The sequence below is a fragment of the Clostridium punense genome (assembly GCF_017874425.1).
GTDB classification, from domain to species: Bacteria; Bacillota; Clostridia; order Clostridiales; family Clostridiaceae; genus Clostridium_J; species Clostridium_J punense.
Map to the genome: position 1 here is coordinate 40,965 of NZ_JAGGLL010000009.1, position 19,866 is coordinate 60,830.

Genomic DNA, 19,866 nt, shown 5'->3' on the forward strand with positions numbered 1-19,866 from the left:
AGAATATATTTTATTAAATAATAATGATTTCTAATTAATAATATACAATGATTAATATTAATAACTAAGTAAAAATTGTTTTGTTAGATTATATAATATTCTGTAAATATATGCTATATTTAGTTTATATTTAATTTTTAGGAGGCTACATATGGATTTGACCTTACAGAATAAAAAACTGTGCAAACCTTTAATTCAAAGGAGTTTAGCGAAATATTTATTATTTCTAATTTCCTCTATAACAATCATATATCTGACTAAAAGCTTTTGGGAGCCAAATATAATTATTTTTCATATTATTTTTGAAGGGCTTTCTATTTTTTTTGCCCTTGGAATTTTTTCACTCTGTTGGCATAATGCTGTTCACTATCCTGTGAAAATTTGTACACTAGGCTTTGGATTTTTACTTATAGCCATTTATAACTCGGTTCATGCCTATTATCTTATACCTCCAATGATTTTTGGCTCAACACCCTTAAACTTGTCTATTGCATTAGGACAGTTTGGACTACTTATGCAGGTATCAGTTACCTTACTAAGTACTTTTAATCTTAAAATAAAGCCTAACAAATTTGCTCATTTATTTATACTTGGAATAACTTTATTAATAATAATCTTAATATACACAATACTTCCTTATATGATTAAATCAATTACACCTTATATACTTTCAAGCTATTTTACTGTTTCTATAAAAATAGCAGTTATCTTCCTTGCAATATTTGCTTTAATAAGACTTAAAAATATGCTACAAATAAAATGCGAACTAGATTATCAATTTATTTTTTTATCCTTGCTGGCCATTATAACTGTAGAGTCCTTTTGTTTAATTTTAGGGAACTTAAGTGGATATCTTTTGATTTTCACCCATACTTTAAAGGCTATGTCTTATTATTTTATGTATAAAGGTGTCTTTGCTAGTGCAGTTGTTTATCCCTATGATAACTTAGAGCATAAACATAAAGAATTAGAGGAAGCTTATGAAAGTCTAACACAAGCAAACAAAGAAATAACTAATCTTTCTCAGACCCTTAGTGATGTTCTAGATTCCTTACCTCTAGGTGTTTTCATGTATGATGAAAATAGCAAAATAAATTACCTTAACAAAAAATTTGAAGAAATATTCATGTGCGATAAAAGCCAAGCATTAGGTCTTTCTACTGGAGAATTTCTTAATAAATTTCCAAGACTTGAAGCTGACGAAAAGCTTCTTTCAGATAGAGTCTTATCAGGTGATTCATCGTCCTTAAATCTTATCCGTACCTATAGAATGGGAAATGGAGAATATAAAAAACTCTCCATAAAAAATACTAGAATTAATAATGGAGTTATCTCTCTAATCAAAGATGCTAAGGAAGAGCAGGAAATTAAAAACCTTCACCTTCAAACTGAGACCATATTAAATGCAGTAAATAATGCCATTATTATGATAGATAAAGAAAAAAAAGTGGTACTATGCAATAAGGCTGCTGAAAAAATTTTTGAAATAAACAAATCTGAGCTTTTGGGTATGGATATAGATGAATTAAATGATCTCCTTATGTTTGAAAGGAAGGATAACCCTAGTTTAATCCTATCTGGGGAAAAGGCTTGTGATATATGTGAAGCTACTCTTAAAACTGCTAAAGGTAATACGGTTGATTTAATTATATATTCTGCTCCAATTCGAAATATTGATGGTGAAATCATCGGTGGCATAAGTGTAGATACAGATGTAACAGAAATGAAAAAACAGCAGCACGCTATGCAGCAACAAGAAAAACTTGCTCTTCTTGGTCAAATGGGTGCTGGAATTGTCCATGAAACAAGAAACTTCCTTACCACAATAAAAGGCCGTTGCCAATTAATTGATGTAAATACTGAAGATAGAAAGATTAAAGAATATGCTAGTAAAATAAACAAGGATGTAGATGAGGTCAATAGAATAATAGGTGAATTCCTATTTTTATCTAAACCTAGAAAAGTCCTTCTCGAAGAAATATCCATGGTAGATTTGTTCGAAGCAATAGTAAATACCATTGAAAATACATCCATAACTAAAGGTATAGATCTGTTTTTAGATATTTCAAAGGAGGAAAGATATTTACTTTGTGATGAAGTTCAAATTAAGCAAGTAGTTTTAAATATCTGTAAAAATGCAGTGGAAGCTATGGATGGAACTCAATACCGTAAACTTAAAATCATAACAGGCTACATTGAAGAAAGTAATGAAATGTATATAAAAATCACTGATAATGGAAAAGGAATGTCAAAGGAGCAACTAGAAAAGCTAGGAACTATGTTCTATACTACAAAAGAAACTGGTACAGGCTTAGGTTTGAATGTGTGCTACCAAATTATTAAAAGCCATAAGGGCCAAATCCTTGTAGATAGTGTGCTTGATGAGGGCACTAGCTTTACTATAATTCTTCCCTGCCTTAATGATGAGGATTTAGATGAGTAAAGTCTATTATAAATAAGATTTTATGAGTAATTTTATATCTTTAGTTATAATTACCACTTATGAATAAGAGTTATGAAGTTACTAAAATTATATTACTACAAAAAACAAAGGCAAGAAAACCTAAGTTTTCTTGCCCTCTTCTATTATGCACCTATTTCTTTTCTTTCTTCCATTTTAGCTTGTAGTAAATCTCCTCTTTCCTTTAATATCATTGATATTACAAGGAATACTACTAAAATTGAAGTTAAAACAAACATATCATGTCCTATTAATGCTAGATTAGTTCCAGATATAATTTCTCTTAATGCTGATACGCAATAAGTGAATGGCATATAAGGATTTAATACCTTAAATAAATCTGGCACTACTTCTAGAGGGAAAGTTCCTGCACAAGAAGTTAATTGTAGAATTAATAATACTATAGCAAGTAATCTTCCTGCATCCCCTAGAATAAAGATTAAACATTGAATTATTGCAATGAAAGATAATGACATTAATATATTAAATAAGAAATATAGTGGAACATTTTGTGGCTTTAATCCTAAAGTTAAAACTACTGCACTAACAAGTACTGCTTGTAAAGTTCCTATAAAACCGTAAGATAGATACTTACCAAAAACTGTTGATATTGGACCTGCATCCATGCTGTCTTCAACCTTTGAAGAGATTACAAAGAACATCATTATTGCTCCAACCCATAAAGATAATGGGATAAAATAAGGTGTAAACCCTGTTCCGTAATCTTTAACTGCATTAACTGCTTCATCCTTCATAACGATAGGTTTAGATACAAAGCTAGACATGTCTTCACTGCTGTTTATAAGGTTTTTATCTAATTTATCGGCTCCTTCGTTTAACTTATCTGCTAATTCCTTAGAACCATCATTTAGTTTTTGAGTTCCATCTGCTAATTCTGGTATTTTACCATTTAATTCTTTTAATCCATCATTTAATGCTACAGAACCATCTGATAATTGAGTAACTCCTGAAACAAGTTCTGGCATTTTTCCTTTAAGTTCTCCTAAACCGCCACTTAAGGCATTAGAACCTAAAGCAAGCTTATTAGTTCCTTCAGTTAATTGTGGCATTTTTGACTTTAATTGTTCTAATCCAACTCTTAACTGTATAGAACCTGTTCCTAAAGCGTCTATGCCCTTATAAACTTTTCCTGTACCTTGCTCTAATGCTGTAATTCCATTGGTTAAAGCTGGTATGTTAGAATTTAGTGAACCTAATCCTGCTTTTAATTGATTAGCTCCTTCACCTAATTTTCCAGCTCCATTTACTAATCCTTCTGTTCCTGAAGCTAGTGCATCCATACCTGATTTTAAGCTAGGTTTTCCATCATATCCTGTATTTACTGCTGCGTTTAAACCCGCCACTGCTGTTTTTAAACTTGGTTTTTCCTTAGTGTCAACTGAAATACTGCTATTTAAAGCTGATACTGCAGTTTTTAGTGATGGCTGAGTTGCACTCTTATCTACGTTAACAGAAGCATTTAAAACTCCAACCATTTGAGCTAGTATTTGAGCTCTTTGAGAATCATTAGTTGCTGCACTATACTGCTGAGTTAAAGCTGCAACTACTTGTTCTGGAGACATTCCATTTCCTGAAGGTACTGCTCCTTTATTTACTACATTATTAAAAGTGCTTAATGCTGTTGATAAAGAAGAAACTCCTTTGTTTATTCCTCCTACACCTTGTACTAAACTTGGTGAAGTACTAGTACCTACATTAATTGCATTGTTTAAACTCTCTAGTGAAGCACCTAATTGATCTACTCCACCTTTAGTTTGTTTAATTCCTTGTAATAATCCCTTTAATCCATATTGTAGTCCTAAAGGCTTTCCATTAGCATCTACTGCTGTAGTATTTATGCCTTGAGCTAATTTATCTGCTCCTTCATAAAGAGCTGATGTCCCTTTTGATAACTCTGGAACCTTTCCAGCAATTTGGGTCATTCCACCGTTAATACTATTCATAGCTTCCTTTAATCCCTTTGGATTACCATTAGCATCAACTTCTTTAGAATTAATTCCATTAGCTATAGAACTTGCTCCATCATAAAGTGAATTTACTCCTGAAGTCAAAGCTGGAGTATTTTGGTTTAAGGAACTTAGTCCGTCCTTAAGTTGTAAGGAACCATCATAAAGTTTATTTACTCCATCTGCCATTTGTGGAGAACTATCTTTTAATTTTCCAAGACCTTCAGATAGTTTAGTAGATCCATCATAAAGCTTGTTTACACCGTCTGAAAGCTGTGGTACTTTATCATTTAAAGTGCCTATTCCATCTGCAAGTTCTTTACTTCCATCAGCTGCTTTTCTCATACCATCTTTAAGTTCATATAAATTGTCAAAAGTAACTTTAGTATATTCTTCGCTGATGTTTTCTATTACTTCCGCCTTAAGCTTATCCTCAACTCTTCCCCCTATTTGTGCTGCAAGAAAGTTTTTCTTGTCATTAGAGGAATAAGTTATAGAAGGTTGCTGTGGCTTTCCATCTTTAGCACTGATAACTTTCTCAGAAAAGTCCTCAGGGATTACAAACATGGAATAATATCCGTCTTTATCTAGTCCCTTGTTTGCCTCTTCAAGAGTAACAAAATTCCATTGTACCTCGTTATTCTCTTTCAGGTTTTCCACCATATCTTTTCCGTAGTTTACTGCCTCGCCATCTTTCGTACTACCCTTATCAAGATTTACAAAAGCTACAGGTAGCTGATTAAGCCTTGAATAAGGATCCCAGAAAGCGGCTAAATAAAGTAAGCTATACAGTAGCGGTACAATTATTATTGCTACAACTGAGACTCTGATAAACCTGTTTCTAAAGATACTTGAAATATCTTTCCAGGCAATCTTGGCAAATTTCATAATCCTCACCTCATTTATTTTTGTACTGACTGGTCAGTTTAGTTATACTCCTTTTTTTATATGAAGTCAATAGGTTTTTATAAAAATTCTATATAGCCCCTAAATATTCTAATTTTCAAATAATTACGCTAATATTAAACATACATATTTCTCTGTTATTTTCCGAATTTCTTCTACCATGAACGCAAAAAAATAATTATCAAAGTTAAATTTCCATATAATAAAAAAAGCTCTTTATAGGTTATAATTCTACAAAATTGTAACCTACAAAGAGCTTTTACTAAGCTTTTAATCCTCTTAGACTATATTCAATTAATTCATCTACTACATCATCTAAATCTATTCTATCTATGTTAATAACTTCATAAACTGCTGCTGAGCATAAAGTTCCAAAGAAAGCATAAGCCATAAAATAAGCATTTCCTTTTCTTATAATTCCAGCATCCATAGCTTCTTGAAAAAACACTTTAATTTCTTCTATGTAAATTCCAAGCTTATTTCTAAGTTCAACCTGTCTAATTTCCTGACCCCATAACTGGCTCATTAACACTTTAAAGAAATCCTTATTTCTGTAAAGTATAGCAAGTTGTGCCTTACAAATTATTCTTAACTTTTCTAAGGGGTCTGTTACAACTTTAATATGTTCCTTTAATTCATCTACTAGTATGCCGAGCCCCTCTTCAATTATAAAATTAAAAATTTCTTCTTTACTTTTAAAATGATAATATAAAGTTCCTTTTGCAACTCCTGCAGCCTCTGCGACCTGATCCATTGTGGTACCATTATAGCCTGAATTAGAAAAGGTTTTTATAGCAGCTTCAAATATAGTCATTTTTGTTTTGTTCATTTTTATCACTCCAAATTATAATATAAGGAACTAAAGTTAACTTTAAAATTTATAAAAACTACATTTAATTCCTTTAAGGTTTTAGGAATTGTTGTGGTAAAACTCCATCTTGAAACCTTATAGACATAAAATCTTATATTATAATAACACAGTTTTCCTTTTAATACTACCTAGTATAATTTTTTTTAATTGTCTATAAATTTAAACTTACTTATCCATTTCCAGCAATTTAGTGGAAGATGAACTAATGGCAACTGCCCCAATAGGTGCTGTAATTAAGATTGACAGCACTGCTATAGCTAAAATAACCTCTCCTGAAGCTACCCCTAAAGATAAAGGAATCGCTCCTATAGCTGCTTGTACTGTAGCTTTTGGGATATACGCTATAATGCAAAATAATCTTTCCTTCCAGTTTAGATCCGTTCCCATGACAGAAATTAAAACCCCAAGGCTTCTTCCGACAAGACCAATTGAAATAACTAATATGCCCACAGCTCCAGCATTAAGGGCAACACCAATATTAACTTGAGCTCCCACTAATACAAACAAAAGTATCTCAGCAAAAATCCATATTTTATTTAACTTTAAAGATAACCTTCTGCCCACTTCAGGCATTTTTTCAAGGATAATAAAACCTATAGTCATTACCCCTAAAAGTCCTGCAATTTCAATTTTATTTTTTAATAAGTTTTCAATGGCAGTAAGTAAAATAGAAGCTCCTATTATTAATAGCACTTTTTTAGTGTCTCTAATATGGTGCTTTTTAAACATTTTCACCATTATAAATCCAATAATAGCTCCTGCTACAATACCTAAGATTATGGATATGGGAATCTCCAGTAGTTTTATTCCAATATTCACCTGACTTCCACTATATAACCCTAAAAAGGTACTAAATATTGTAATTGCAAATACATCATCAATAGAAGCTCCTGCTAAAATCAAAGTTGGAATTCCTTTATTAGTTCCAATTTTTCTATCCATAAAGTTTAACATCTGAGGAACTACCACTGCAGGAGATACTGCTGCTAGAATAAATCCCAGTATACCTCCTTGAATAAAGGTAAATCCTAAAAACTTTATAGAAGCAAAGGCAATAAAAAATCCTTCTACAATACCTGGAATACAACTCATCTTAATAGCAGTTTTCCCTACTTTATTTAAATCCTCTCTACTAATTCCAATACCTGCCCTTAATAAAATAATTATAAGTGCAATTTTACGAAAATCAGCAGATGCATTTAAAAGCGATGGTTCCAACAAATTAAACCCATAAGGCCCTAATATAACCCCTAGAATTAGCATTCCTAAAAGCCCTGGAAGTTTTATTTTTGTAAAAATTAAATTGGCTAAAAGTCCTAACATTATTATAATTCCAAAACTGGTTGCCATGGTTTTTCTCCTTTCAAATAAAACGCAAAAAATCCTACAGGTATACCCTAAAATATTACCTGTAGGAGTCATTAGCATATTGCGGTTATGGTGAACTCCATCACCTTTTAACTTATAGGCTAATTTTACTACAATAAAAATAAATTGTCTAGTTAAGTTTTAAGCTTCAAGTTTAACTTCCATCACGATAAATCACTTATATTTTTAAAATGCATTTTAAAATTATAGCTGAAAATTATTCAACAAAGCTCCAGATCATTTATGCTATAAAGATATATTTTCAATCCTATAAAGATATATTTTCAATCCTATAAAATAGTTATTTCTTTCACTATATAATAAACTTTTCTATTTCACCTTCTAAGACTACAGCTATCTTACTAAGGTTATTTGCCATATTAGATACTCTTGAAACCATAGCTGCTTGCTGTTCTATAGCAGCACTTATCTGCTCAGTTGCTGCAGAAGATTCCATAGAAACCGTATTTATATAATTTAGGGCTTCTCCCACTTGTTCTTTATCCTCTAGTGCTTCTGAAACTTCCTCCAGAAGCTTATAAGTTTCCTGTAAAACTTTCTTAGCTCCTAATGCGTTAGCACCAAAAACCTTCCTTGTTTCTTCCAAAGAGCTATTTGTTTCATAAGCTATAACCTTTGACTTTTCCATATTACTTTTAACCATAGTAATACTACCTTGTATTCCATTTATAATTTCCTTAATATTTGTTGCTTCACTCTTGCTTTCTGCTGCTAATTTTCTAACTTCTTCAGCCACCACTGAAAACCCTCTGCCAGCTTCTCCAGCCCTCGCTGCTTCAATAGCTGCATTTAAAGCAAGAAGATTTATTTGTTCTGTAATTGAATTTATAGTAATTAGTATACTCTCAACAGTTTTAGACTTTTCACTTAAATCCTCTATATTTTCACCCATCAACCTATTTGCCTCTGTTGCATAGGAAAACCTATCCACCAAGTTTTTAATATTCTTTTCGCCTTCTTCACTTAGCTTAATAGATTCTTTTGCATTATCTTGAACCACTACAGAACCCTCATAGACACTTTTTATTTTTTCCTCTAGATTATCCATTTTCTCTGTACACCTTTTGGTGTTTTCTGTTTGATTAGCTTCTCCATGGGCTAACTGCTCTACAGCCCTTGCTACTTCTTGTATTGATGAGGAAGTTTCCTCAGCAGCAGAAGATAAATTAATAGCCTCTTGAGAAGTTTCTTTTGAAACTCCCATGATACTTTTTATTATGCCCTTTAAAGAGTCCTTCATATTTCTTATAGAGGAATTCATTATACCTATTTCATCCTTACTCCTGTCCAAAACCTTTAAGGAGGTAGATTCCCTCAAATTCAGATGTTCTACTGCTTTAATATCTTCTGATAGCTTGGTTATTGGGCTAGCTAACATTTTTCCAATAACTAGAGCAACTATTGAAGCAACTATCAATGCTATAACTACTATAAAAATCGCTATATTCATTGATTGTCTAACCCCATTGTAAATTTCACTTTTATCTACAAAGGCATAAATAATAAAATCATTTATTAATCTTCTAAAGGCTATAATTTTGTTATTATCATCATAACTACTTTCATAGGTTCCTGATAACTGTTTGTCCATTAATGTCACAAGTGAATTATATGCTCCACTATCAACATTCTTTATATTATCCTTAGAGGTTAGTGAAGGATGGCTTAAAATGTCATAATCTCTAGCTAACATTGCTAAATATCCTGTATTATAAAATCTTTGTTCTTTAACTGTTCCAAATAAATTATCATACTTAATATCTATACCCACTACTCCTAACAACTGATTGTCCATATATACTGGTATAACGTAGGATATAATATAAAGGTTAATGTTTTTATTAAAATAAGGCTTCATCCACAACCCCTTTTGGGCTTTAATAGGTTCATAATACCAACCAACATGCTCCATATCACTTTTATCATATTGTGTAATATCTGTTAACTGTTGCTTTATAAAACTCTTAGAGTTTTCCAAGTCTGCATACCATACCCCCTGCTGTTTTCCAAAGGTCTCTGGATTCATAACAAAGTAAATTCCAAGGCACCCTTTTGTAGTCTCAGCAAAGGTTTTTACATAGTTTTCATTTCTTTTATTAAATTCTTCAACATAACCATCTTTATTGTTATTATAATCCTTAAAATTAAAGTTTGATAAAAATACATTTTCAAGCTTTGCCGTTGCAGTTTCCACTTCAGTAAGAACCTTATCATATTCAAGTCCCTGTTTCTCCACTGTAAGTAGAAGTTTTTCTTTCGCTGCCTCTTCAGTAGCACTTTTTTCTCTATAAATTAACACACTTCCTATGGTTACAGATACTAAAAAACACATTATAGTAATGGAGAAAATAATTTTTGTTTTAATAGTTTTTAGTGTAAGCACACCTTTCAAGACTATACACCTCTTTATATAATAAAATGATGAAAATTCTCATTATAGGGAACCAGAGTTAAAAACTAAGTTATGCATGGGTCCTATCCTGGTTCCCTTAAGGGTTTATGAAGACGAATAAATTCAGATTCCATCATGAAACCCTATAATAGAACCATGGCGAATAGTTAACTTGTACATTGTTATCCCTTAGTTCTTCTAAAATTTTTTCAGGATAAACATAGTAACTTTTTCACCCTAAAAGCCTATATAAATCTCCATATTACATAATATTTTTATTATATTGATATGTGCTAAAAACCTTGTCCATATAGCAATTTAGATATATTTTATAAAATTTTACTGTGAGAATGTAAAACATAATATAAGTTTAAATTACTCCTATAGCACATTGTAAAATATAAACTCTGTATACTGTAATAAAACAAGGTAAAAACTTAAAGTATATAAAACCTGTAAAAAGTTCTATAATATTATTTATGGGGGTGAAATTAATGGCTTTTATTTCAAAAAAAGAATATAGAGAAGAAGTTCTTACTAAGCGTTCAGAGGTAGCTATTGCAGTTAGAAACCAGTGGGATGAGATAATTTTCAATAAGTTAATTAACTCTGATTACTATAAAAATTCCTCTGTGATTTTTACCTTTGTATCCTTTAAAGATGAAGTTGATTCTCATAAATTTATTGAACATGCCTTAAGAGATGGTAAGAAAATTTGTGTACCTAAAGTTCCTTCAAAAAAGGAGGGCATGAAAGTTTACTTTATAAATAACTTTGAGGATTTAAAAAAGGGTTATTTCGACATTCTTGAACCTGTAGAAGGTTGTATTGAAGCTTCTCCAGAAGAAATTGATTTTATTCTAATGCCAGGAGTTGCTTTTGATAAGCAAGGAAATAGAATTGGATATGGTGCTGGTTTTTATGATAGATTTCTTTCTCAGCTTAAAAATCAAGTTCCTAAAATTGCACTGGCTTATGATTTTCAACTTTATGAAAAAGTACCAGCTGATGAGTTTGATGTTAGAATTGATGGGATTATTACAGAGAAGGATTTTATAACTTTTTAGGGTAATTTTTACACATATAAATTAAAAAAGGCTGTTTTAAAGTTTATAAAGACTCAAATATTAATAAATCCATGCACAACAGAGAATTAACCCTTATTATGCATGGATTTGTTAATACTAACTGATAAATAATTATTTTGTAGACGCTCCCTTACTTTTAGTATCTTAACCTGTTATTATACTATGTATTTACTTAAAATTCCTCCATCCATTTCATAAACCTCATCACATAGTATTCTAATATCTTCTGAATTATGGCTTGCTATAATAATTGTTTTGCCTTCTTCTCTGAGCTCCTTTAATAAAGTTCTAACATCTTCCACTCCACTTTTATCTAGACCATTCATAGGCTCATCTAGTATTAAAATTGATTGATTTTCCATTATAGATTGAGCAATGCCAAGTCTTTGCCTCATACCCATGGAATATTTGCCAACCTTTTTATGAGCATCTTTTTCAAGGCCTACTCTTTTAAGTACACTATAAATTCCTTTATCATCTATCTTTCTATGAATATTGCTTAAGAATTTTAAATTTTTATATCCACTATAGTTAGGTAAAAATCCTGGCTCTTCAATTATTATTCCTAAATCAGAGGGAATATCTATTTCTTTACCCACAATTTTATTATTTACCACAATCTCCCCGCTAGTTACAGGAAAAAAGCCACATATGGACTTAAATAATACAGTTTTTCCTGAACCATTCCTTCCAATAATTCCATAGATTTTTCCTGATTGAAAGTTAACTGACACATCATTTAATACTGTATGGTCTTGAAATTTTTTCGAAACATTTTTAACTTCAATAATATACTTACTCATAACCTTGCCTCCATTTACAACTAAATCATCTTTTGAACTTCAAGTGATTTTCTTTTTATAGAACGTATAGACATAAATATTAACACTGCAATACTTATAATAAAAAAGGCGCATATATACGCTGGACTTGGCTTATTGGATATTCCAGAACTATCAATAATGCCTAGCCTCGGAAAGGATACTGGTGAAAACTTTGAAACATAAACAGATCCAAAATCAATAAAAGTATCAAACATCACTATAGTTATTGCTACAATAGCCCCAACCCCTCTTTTGAAATACATATTTGTTGCAAACATAACAAGACCTAATAATATCCCTACTACCCATTCTAAAATCAAGGAAAGTATCATTGCTTGAATAGGACTATAGCTTGAAACTATTCTATAACTAACATACTCAATTCTAAATTGAGATCCAGCATTACTATTTGCAAAGGTGGTTAATATTTTTCCCCATCCATCACTAAAATACATTACAGGCAAAAGAACTATAATGCATAAGCATACTAAAGTTATTAAATAAATTGCTGTTGCTAAAGCTATATATATTATTTGTCCTATTGCCCAAGTTGTTTTTTTACTTCTTATGATTACATAGGGCTGAGTGTTGTCCATGAAGGGTGCATCACAAAATAAAAGTATTAATCCTAGCATTATATACCTTTGCAATGTGGAAAAGTTTATCATATGCGGAAATATCCAAGGTGTAACTCTATAACCAAGAGCTTTAGCTGCACTTACATAAGGACTTACATAGTGCCATGCAAACATAACCATTAAAATTAAAATAACATAAATGCGAGGATTTGCACTCCACTTTCTAATATTATTTGTAGCTATAGAAAAACAGATTTTTATATTATTCATTTGCAATCCTCCTCTTTACCTTCCTATTAAATGCCATTCCTAAAAGAAAAGTAATACCTATAATTTTCAAAATACCTACTGTTAATGTTAACCACGTGCTGCCACCTATAAAGTTTCCCACTGCCCCATTACAAATTCTTTCAACATTAAACTTAATATGGAAAGCTCCAGCAATGCCTCTATACACATATGCAAGTATAAATGGTGAGCTTAATGCCACAAATATATTAGGTATATAAGCTGATATTAATAATCCCACTACAGACCATAAAAACCCCTTTAAAAAACTTAAGCATATATAAATTGAAAAATATAATATATACTCACCTTGACTTAGTAACTCTCCACCTGTGGTTGCTAAATAGGCATCACTTATTTCCTTAGTTGAATCTACCAATGGTCTAAAAAAACTAGCACCAAGAATAAATATTAAGGTTCCAAGGGCTAAAGCTAAACCACCTGTAATAGCACAAGAAAGTACCTTGGACCAAGAGTATGAACTTACACTTGATCTTACTACTGAGTATTTAATATTCTTACTATTAAAATCCATGCAAAAGCTTGTACTATATGGAATTGTACACATTAAAATAAACATTAAGTGGTATACTCCTATAAATCCCACGCTGATTCTATACAAATAGAGTACATCGGAACCAAGTCCAATTTCAGGTTTTATAATCAATAGGTACACAAAAACTGTACCCAGTACTCCTGCTAAAAAGCGCCAGGATTTTATTGCTTTATATAGGTCTGTGCTAAACATATTCATAAAATTTCTCATTAACTCTTCTTCCTTTACTCAATAAATTCTCCTGTTATCGCATCAATATTTTGAAAAATGTACTCAAAGGTTGGTCCTTGAACCACATTACTTTGTTGTTTTCTCTCATCATTTTTGAAAATATTTTTTATCTTAAACCTCCATGCAGGTTTAAAATTATATTGAGTTATTGCAAGTCGGCCTTCCCCAATTGTTTGTGTTTCTTTAATACAAGGAATATATTCTAAGGATATTTCTTCAACTATATTCTCATCTGTTAAGATTATATCTTTATATTTACTTTTTAATTTTTTTAAAGCTTCCTTGTATGTAATTAGGTTTTTTACCTCTCCTAGCTTACCAGTTTCTTCATATATTCTCTCATTTACCTTAACTGAATCTACACCATCTTTATTCACCCAAAATACTATTTCTGAGCCTGCCACACTATACGAAGTTTTCTTATCCTCATACCCAACTGATGCAACTGGTATATCTGCTAACTTAGTTTTGAATATAATATAGTAACCCTCATCTTCTTTCTCCCATTTTTCCTTTGCATAAAATTTACCTCGTTTGATTAGTTCCTTAATATCCTCCTCTTTTGCAACCTCATCATATTTTTTTTGTAAGTTTTCATAGTCCAAAGCATATATTTCAGGATTTTCTACATATAAAATATTTAAATCCTCCATTATTCTTTTACACTGCTTTACGGCATCTACACTACTCATGAAATCTAATTCTTTCTTTTGGAACACTTCTTTATTTGGTCTCTCTATCTGATTATGACCACAGAAATCTGCAGCTACTAAACCTATAGTATCAAAAACTTTACTACTTATATCAAACCTTCCGTATTCATCAGCGAACACAGACTTTCCATTACATTTTCCAGACCTTAGATTATTGTCTTCTCTCTCGATTTGTATATTAACCTCTCCCATTACCACCTTCACAACATTTTCTAAACTAAATTTTTGAGCAATGCCACTAAGCACTTGCGCTGAGCTTTTATCTGCGGACTTAATTGTGGCATCAACCCTCATATTCTCTAAAAACTCATCCTTATATCTTCCATCACTACTACCGCCTTCATTAGTCTCTACTTTACTAACTTCTAAACCCTTTTCACTTTTCTTATTCCCCATTTCCTCCTTAAAACACCCAGTAAATACGCTAACTGTTGTAAGCACAGCCATGAGACAAGCAATTTTTTTAACTGTGAATTTCATTAACACCCCTCCAATAGACTTTTGTAAAGAACTTTATTAAATTTTCTATTATTACTATGATAAAAAAAGTCCTGTCGATAAATAAATTTTAACATACATTCCCAGCATAATATGTCATAATTTACTATTCATATAAAGTTATTATCTATAAAATGCTACAAATTCCACATTCTTTGTTAACTATTGCCATGCTATTTTATAGAAAGCAACATTTTTTGGTATAATTTTTCCTCATATTTTAACACAAATTAATATTTATTATTGTTTCTATACTGTTCTTTACCTCAGGCTAATCTTTTATTTTGTATTACATAAAGTTTAAATTCATGATATTCATATATTTACTACCAATACTTTGTTTCATTTTTCTACGTGACTACTACATATATACTTTTACTTTCCCACTTTTTAAAATTTAATGAAAAAATCCTTCCAGAACTTTAAATTCTGAAAGGATTTTTTATAGTTATTATTTTTACAATTTACCTACTAGTAATTCTTGAATTTCCCTTGCCATTGCCCAAACATTACAATCTTGGTTAGCAAGCACTATTACTGTTGCATCCGCAGATGGATAGTAATTAAATTTACAAGCTACTCCTGGATTTACTCCATCCTTGGTAATTAATAGTATGTCATCTTCATCTTTTCTAAAGATGAACTCAAAACCATAACCCATTTTAACAGTGGCTTTTTCATATTCTCTGTAAACCACCTTTGGTGTAAATAAATCCTCAGTTAATTCCTTTGATAAAACTTCCCCATTATAAAGCTTATGGATAAAGATATCTAAATCTTCAACTGTTGTGAAAGCTCCTCCATCAGGAGAACCTATTGGTGGATAAGAATATATATTTTTTCTCCACTCAATAAATTCATCCTTGTCATCACAAACCATTGCATATCCTTCTGCTACATTTTCATTAATGCCATCCATACTGTAAAACCCTGAGTTTGTCATACCTATTTTTTCAAAAACTTCCTCTTTTATATAATCCCTATATTTCTGTCCTGTAATTTTTTCTATGACTAAGCCAAGCAGTATAAACGCCACATTATTATATCTACAGCCTTTCCCCGGCTCAAAGTTTGGCGCTTTATAAATAAGTTGTGGTAAAAAATCAACCAGCTCTCTTATAGAATAGTTTGGTTTAATCTTCCAAATATCCTCATAGCTTTCTCCTGCCTCTTCATCTGCATCATCACCAATCCCTGAAGTGTGAGTTAAGAGATGATAAATAGTAACTTCCTTTGAAATTGTTGTGTCTTTTATATCTAGTATTTCTAAAACTCTATCTTGAAAGCTTAAGACGCCTTTTTCAATTAATAGTAATACTCCAACTGTGGTAAATAACTTAGTTACAGAGGCAGTATCAAACTTTGTATCCACTGTATTTTTTATTTTCCACCCCTTATGAGCATATCCATATGCACCACTAAATAATATATCATTGGCTTTTTTAACTAATATTGCTCCTGAAAAATCTTTCTCAGCTGCATAAGTTTCAACTATTTGTTTAATTCTTTCTTCAATTTTCATTATATATCCCCCATATTATCTATACTTGAAGTAAACATTCATTTCAAACTTTTCTTCAAGGTTCCTTCCATAAAATATTTTCTATTCTTAGGAGTGTGCTAATCCTCATCCCCCTTATATACTTAAATTAACCACCTGTGAATTTTAAAATCTATTTCCCCTGGAAGATAACAATATAAGAAGATAAAAATATATATTGTTATCTTCCTATCTTTATAAGAAGATATAGTGTCCATGCGGGTTTGAGCCACTTTACCTACTTAACATAGGTGACTCTCCAGGGACATACTTCTGTAATACCTATATTTTTATAAACCTCACGAGCTATTGGATTATTATAAAATAAGTAAGGGTACTTTCCTTCTTTCAATAACACTTCAAAGAGTCCTATTAAAGCTTCGCTGCCATAGCCTTTGTTTCTATGTTTAGGATTAGTTACAACCCCTATGACTATAGCACTTTTTTCTCCTTCCCTAACTGTTGAACAGGAAGAAACTATTTCCCCATTAATGGATAAATAAGCAGTACGGTCTGTGGTATCCTTAATCCTTTTCATTTCCTCATCAATATATTCCCTTTTATCACTTGGAAGTACATCCCTATATTCCTCTGTTAACATAAGCAAATCATATTGCATTGCAACTTCCTTTTCTGTTTTAATAATACCTATTGGTAAATCTTCATATCTTCTTTTAGCTTTAATATTTTTCATAACCCCCATATAAGATATGGTATCTTCTACAACCTTCACATAAGGTAAAAATTTTTCCATAAGATCGCTTGGACCTGATAGTTTTGAAAAGGTCAATCTCCACAATACCTCTTCATAAGCATCAATGCTTCTATCTTCTGGACAGTAGTAAGTTACGTTGTTAAGGTTATTTAATAATATAGATTTCAACACACCTTCTTCATACTCTCCAAACACACGAAAGCCTTCTTTTTTATAATTATTTCTTACTAAGTCTTCAACAATAAAATAATAATTAGTGATTTCATCCCCAAAAAGGTCCACAACCTCTTCATGATTTTTACTTGTCAGTTCTACAATCCCCATATTTTTATCCCCTTATATACTTTTTTAATATCTTAATTCCTTCCCAGTAATAGTCTGGTGCTTGAATTTTTGCCCAACTACAAATATCTAAGCCACTATAAATTTCATATAGTGCCCTTTTCTTTTCTAGATTTGGGTTAAAACTCATATACTGCTCATAACCATTCTTGAAGCTTTCTGCTAAATTTGGATTTTCTTCTAATAGGCTATAGTAACAGTTTATTATCTCAGAATCTCTATCCTTTGGTACGCAGTGTTCAAAATCTATTAGCCCTGAGAATTTCCATAGTCCAGCTTCCTTCTTCACAAGAATGTTTCTCTCCCCAAAATCTCCATTGGAAAGATGAGCTTCCTTAACCTCATCTAATATTGGAAGCATAGTTTTTAATAATTCTCCAGCTTTTCTATGAAGCTGTTCTTCTTCTAGATGTTGATCAAATAATTCTTTAAAAATTATACCAACACGTTTTTCAAAATATATTGAAAAGTTTTTTATATTCTCAATACTGTTTCCATATTCATCCCAATCCCCAAAGAAATCAAAGGTTTCTAAACTATGAATTTTTCCAAGTTCTTTTCCTATATCAGCATATATTTCTTTTAAATTTTCCTCACTGATTTCATCTTTTACCTTACTTAGAGTCTCACCTTCTATATGACTCATAAATAACCATTCTGTACCATCCTGAAGTTTGCCTAAGTTTAAAATCGTTGGTGCCTTAATATTCCTATGTTGAAAAAATCTTAAGGTTGCAACTTCTCTATTCCATCTATTTTTTCTATAATAAAGTTTAAAAACTCCAATTATTTTACCTTTGCTTTCTACAACATACACAAGATGTCTCTTAAGCTCATGGTTTCCTACTGGTATCACATGGACTTCCTCTTTTAAAATTTCTGTAACAATATCCTTCACTTGCTCATCTGTATAATTTAACATTTTATTTCCCTTCTAATTCTTCTATTACTTTCTTTCCACTTAAGTTGTTAGGATTTAATTCTACTGATTTTTTATAATTTTCTAGGGCTTTTTTCTTATTCCCATAAGCCAAATACATTTCCCCTAAACTATCATAAAGATTTGAAGCCTCTGGAAACTCTATAATCCCTATTTCTAATATTTCTATTGCTTCTTTAATTGCCTTTGCAGCTAAAAGACCATACGCTATAGAATTAAAGCCGCTCTCATTAACATAGTACTTATCAATAGATTGTTCTTTTATTTTACAATACTCTTTTAATGTAACCTCATAGCCCTTTTCAACAATTATTTTTGCTATATGCTGCGGAAGAGAAGTTTTTACCCTTTCAGGTTCAAGTCCTATAACCACATCCATAAGTGTAGTAGTTAAGCTATTCATTGACATATAATCAGAATTTGACATGACTACTAAAGCTGAATTACTATCAGGGAAAAGTATTAAGTTGCTCAAGTATCCTGTATCCCCACCACTATGTGATTTAACTTTATGCCCTTTATGCTCTCCTAAAAACCACGAAAGTCCAACCTTTGTAGTATGCCCTTCCCAACCAGTAACTGCTTGTTCTCTCCAAAGTTCTAAGTAGCTTTCCTTTTCTAAAATTCTTTTCCCATGAAGCTCACCATAGTTCATGTTTGCAATGGCATAACTACACATTTCCACTACATTTGAACAAAGAGTAGAACTTGGCCCATGGCAGCGATTATAAGGATAGATTTCACTAACTTTAGGTCCAAAGCCTTCTTCAATTCCCAAAACATGGGGAGTTGTTATTAATTCCTTCGAAACTAGTGGTTTATTAAAATTACTGTCCTTCATATCTAAAACATCTAAAATATTCTTTTTCATGTATTCTTCAAAGGATACTCCTGAAACCTTTGCAATAACATCTCCTAGTATTTCAAAGGCAATGTTACTGTAAGCAAACTTTTCTCCTGGGTTCCACATAAGGGACTTATCCTTTTGTGCTCTAACATATCTCTCTAGAGCCCCTTCATCATATTGAGGCTTATCCCACTCATAATCTGGTTCATCTGGCATTCCTGATATGTGATTTAATAGCAGTCTTATGGTAATTTCCTTATATCTTTCGTCTTGAAGCTGAAAATATGGTGAATAATCTACCAAAAGTGCATCTAAGTTTATTTTCCCTTGTTGAACCAACTGCATTATTCCAGTGGCAACAAAGGTCTTTGACACTGATGCCACGTGAAAAAGAGATTTTTCTGTAACTGGCTCCTTTGTTTCAACATTTTTAACCCCAAAGCCTTTTGTGTAAATCACTTCATTGTTGTAAACTACCCCTACTGCTAACCCTGGAATTGTCTCATTGTCCATAAAATCCTTTATAACTTTATCTAAGTTTTCTACAATCTTGTTTTTAAGTTCCATATTAACTCCCCCCTATTTACTTGTTTTATTTTTTATTCTTACCTCTTATTTTTCCATAGATTATATAATTATCAGCCTCATTCTATGGAGCGACTTTTGAAAGAGATTTAACTCACACCTAAAGAATACAGGAGAATCCTCCTTCTATAATAT

At 31.4% G+C, this 19,866-nt stretch carries 14 protein-coding genes and 1 riboswitch; of the genes, 2 read left to right on the forward strand and 12 right to left on the reverse strand.

Annotated features, from left to right (window positions below; all coding sequences use genetic code 11):
- Positions 1–151 precede the first annotated feature (151 nt).
- On the forward strand, positions 152–2,443 hold the full coding sequence (locus J2Z44_RS07005) for an ATP-binding protein (protein ID WP_209649443.1): 2,292 nt from the start codon (positions 152–154) through the stop codon (positions 2,441–2,443).
- Between the two features lie 143 nt (positions 2,444–2,586).
- Here the strand turns inward: J2Z44_RS07005 and J2Z44_RS07010 are convergent, their stop codons facing one another.
- The 4 genes from J2Z44_RS07010 to J2Z44_RS07025 all read right to left on the reverse strand — a co-directional run bounded on the left by J2Z44_RS07010 (position 2,587) and on the right by J2Z44_RS07025 (position 9,977).
- Positions 2,587–5,316 carry a YhgE/Pip domain-containing protein gene (locus J2Z44_RS07010; RefSeq protein ID WP_021284098.1) on the reverse strand — a complete coding sequence of 910 codons (2,730 nt, stop codon included), beginning with the start codon at positions 5,314–5,316 and terminating at the stop codon, positions 2,587–2,589.
- A 280-nt stretch (positions 5,317–5,596) separates the two neighbouring features.
- A complete protein-coding gene (locus J2Z44_RS07015; RefSeq protein WP_021284097.1) occupies positions 5,597–6,163 on the reverse strand; it encodes a TetR/AcrR family transcriptional regulator in 567 nt (188 codons plus the stop codon).
- A 207-nt stretch (positions 6,164–6,370) separates the two neighbouring features.
- On the reverse strand, positions 6,371–7,555 hold the full coding sequence (locus J2Z44_RS07020) for a cation:proton antiporter (RefSeq protein ID WP_021284096.1): 1,185 nt from the start codon (positions 7,553–7,555) through the stop codon (positions 6,371–6,373).
- A 55-nt stretch (positions 7,556–7,610) separates the two neighbouring features.
- A riboswitch (Fluoride riboswitch) is annotated at positions 7,611–7,669 on the reverse strand.
- Between the two features lie 217 nt (positions 7,670–7,886).
- Complete coding sequence (locus J2Z44_RS07025; RefSeq protein ID WP_342591471.1) at positions 7,887–9,977, reverse strand: methyl-accepting chemotaxis protein; 2,091 nt, start codon at positions 9,975–9,977, stop codon at positions 7,887–7,889.
- 503 nt (positions 9,978–10,480) lie between these two features.
- Between J2Z44_RS07025 and J2Z44_RS07030 the strand changes: the two genes are divergently transcribed.
- Positions 10,481–11,053 carry a 5-formyltetrahydrofolate cyclo-ligase gene (locus tag J2Z44_RS07030; RefSeq protein ID WP_021284093.1) on the forward strand — a complete coding sequence of 191 codons (573 nt, stop codon included), beginning with the start codon at positions 10,481–10,483 and terminating at the stop codon, positions 11,051–11,053.
- A 176-nt stretch (positions 11,054–11,229) separates the two neighbouring features.
- Here J2Z44_RS07030 and J2Z44_RS07035 read toward each other — a convergent pair whose 3' ends face one another.
- The 8 genes from J2Z44_RS07035 to J2Z44_RS07070 form a co-directional block, all read right to left on the reverse strand.
- The gene (locus J2Z44_RS07035; RefSeq protein WP_021284092.1) at positions 11,230–11,877 is read right to left on the reverse strand and encodes an ABC transporter ATP-binding protein; all 648 of its coding nucleotides are present in this window, start codon (positions 11,875–11,877) and stop codon (positions 11,230–11,232) included.
- A gap of 20 nt (positions 11,878–11,897) precedes the next feature.
- On the reverse strand, positions 11,898–12,746 hold the full coding sequence (locus tag J2Z44_RS07040) for a hypothetical protein (protein WP_021284091.1): 849 nt from the start codon (positions 12,744–12,746) through the stop codon (positions 11,898–11,900).
- The gene (locus J2Z44_RS07045; RefSeq protein ID WP_021284090.1) at positions 12,739–13,530 is read right to left on the reverse strand and encodes a hypothetical protein; all 792 of its coding nucleotides are present in this window, start codon (positions 13,528–13,530) and stop codon (positions 12,739–12,741) included. The genes J2Z44_RS07040 and J2Z44_RS07045 overlap by 8 nt, the downstream gene beginning before the upstream one ends.
- 14 nt (positions 13,531–13,544) lie before the next feature.
- A complete protein-coding gene (locus J2Z44_RS07050; protein ID WP_209649445.1) occupies positions 13,545–14,744 on the reverse strand; it encodes a hypothetical protein in 1,200 nt (399 codons plus the stop codon).
- A 475-nt stretch (positions 14,745–15,219) separates the two neighbouring features.
- Positions 15,220–16,284: a serine hydrolase domain-containing protein gene (locus J2Z44_RS07055; RefSeq protein WP_021283556.1), complete on the reverse strand. Its 1,065-nt coding sequence runs from the start codon at positions 16,282–16,284 to the stop codon at positions 15,220–15,222.
- A gap of 256 nt (positions 16,285–16,540) precedes the next feature.
- Positions 16,541–17,341 carry a GNAT family N-acetyltransferase gene (locus tag J2Z44_RS07060; RefSeq protein WP_021283555.1) on the reverse strand — a complete coding sequence of 267 codons (801 nt, stop codon included), beginning with the start codon at positions 17,339–17,341 and terminating at the stop codon, positions 16,541–16,543.
- Positions 17,342–17,345: 4 nt separating this feature from the next.
- Positions 17,346–18,281: an aminoglycoside phosphotransferase family protein gene (locus J2Z44_RS07065; RefSeq protein ID WP_021283554.1), complete on the reverse strand. Its 936-nt coding sequence runs from the start codon at positions 18,279–18,281 to the stop codon at positions 17,346–17,348.
- Position 18,282: 1 nt separating this feature from the next.
- Entirely contained in the window at positions 18,283–19,713 is a 1,431-nt protein-coding gene (locus J2Z44_RS07070; protein ID WP_021283553.1) for a serine hydrolase, read from the reverse strand.
- Positions 19,714–19,866 lie beyond the last annotated feature (153 nt).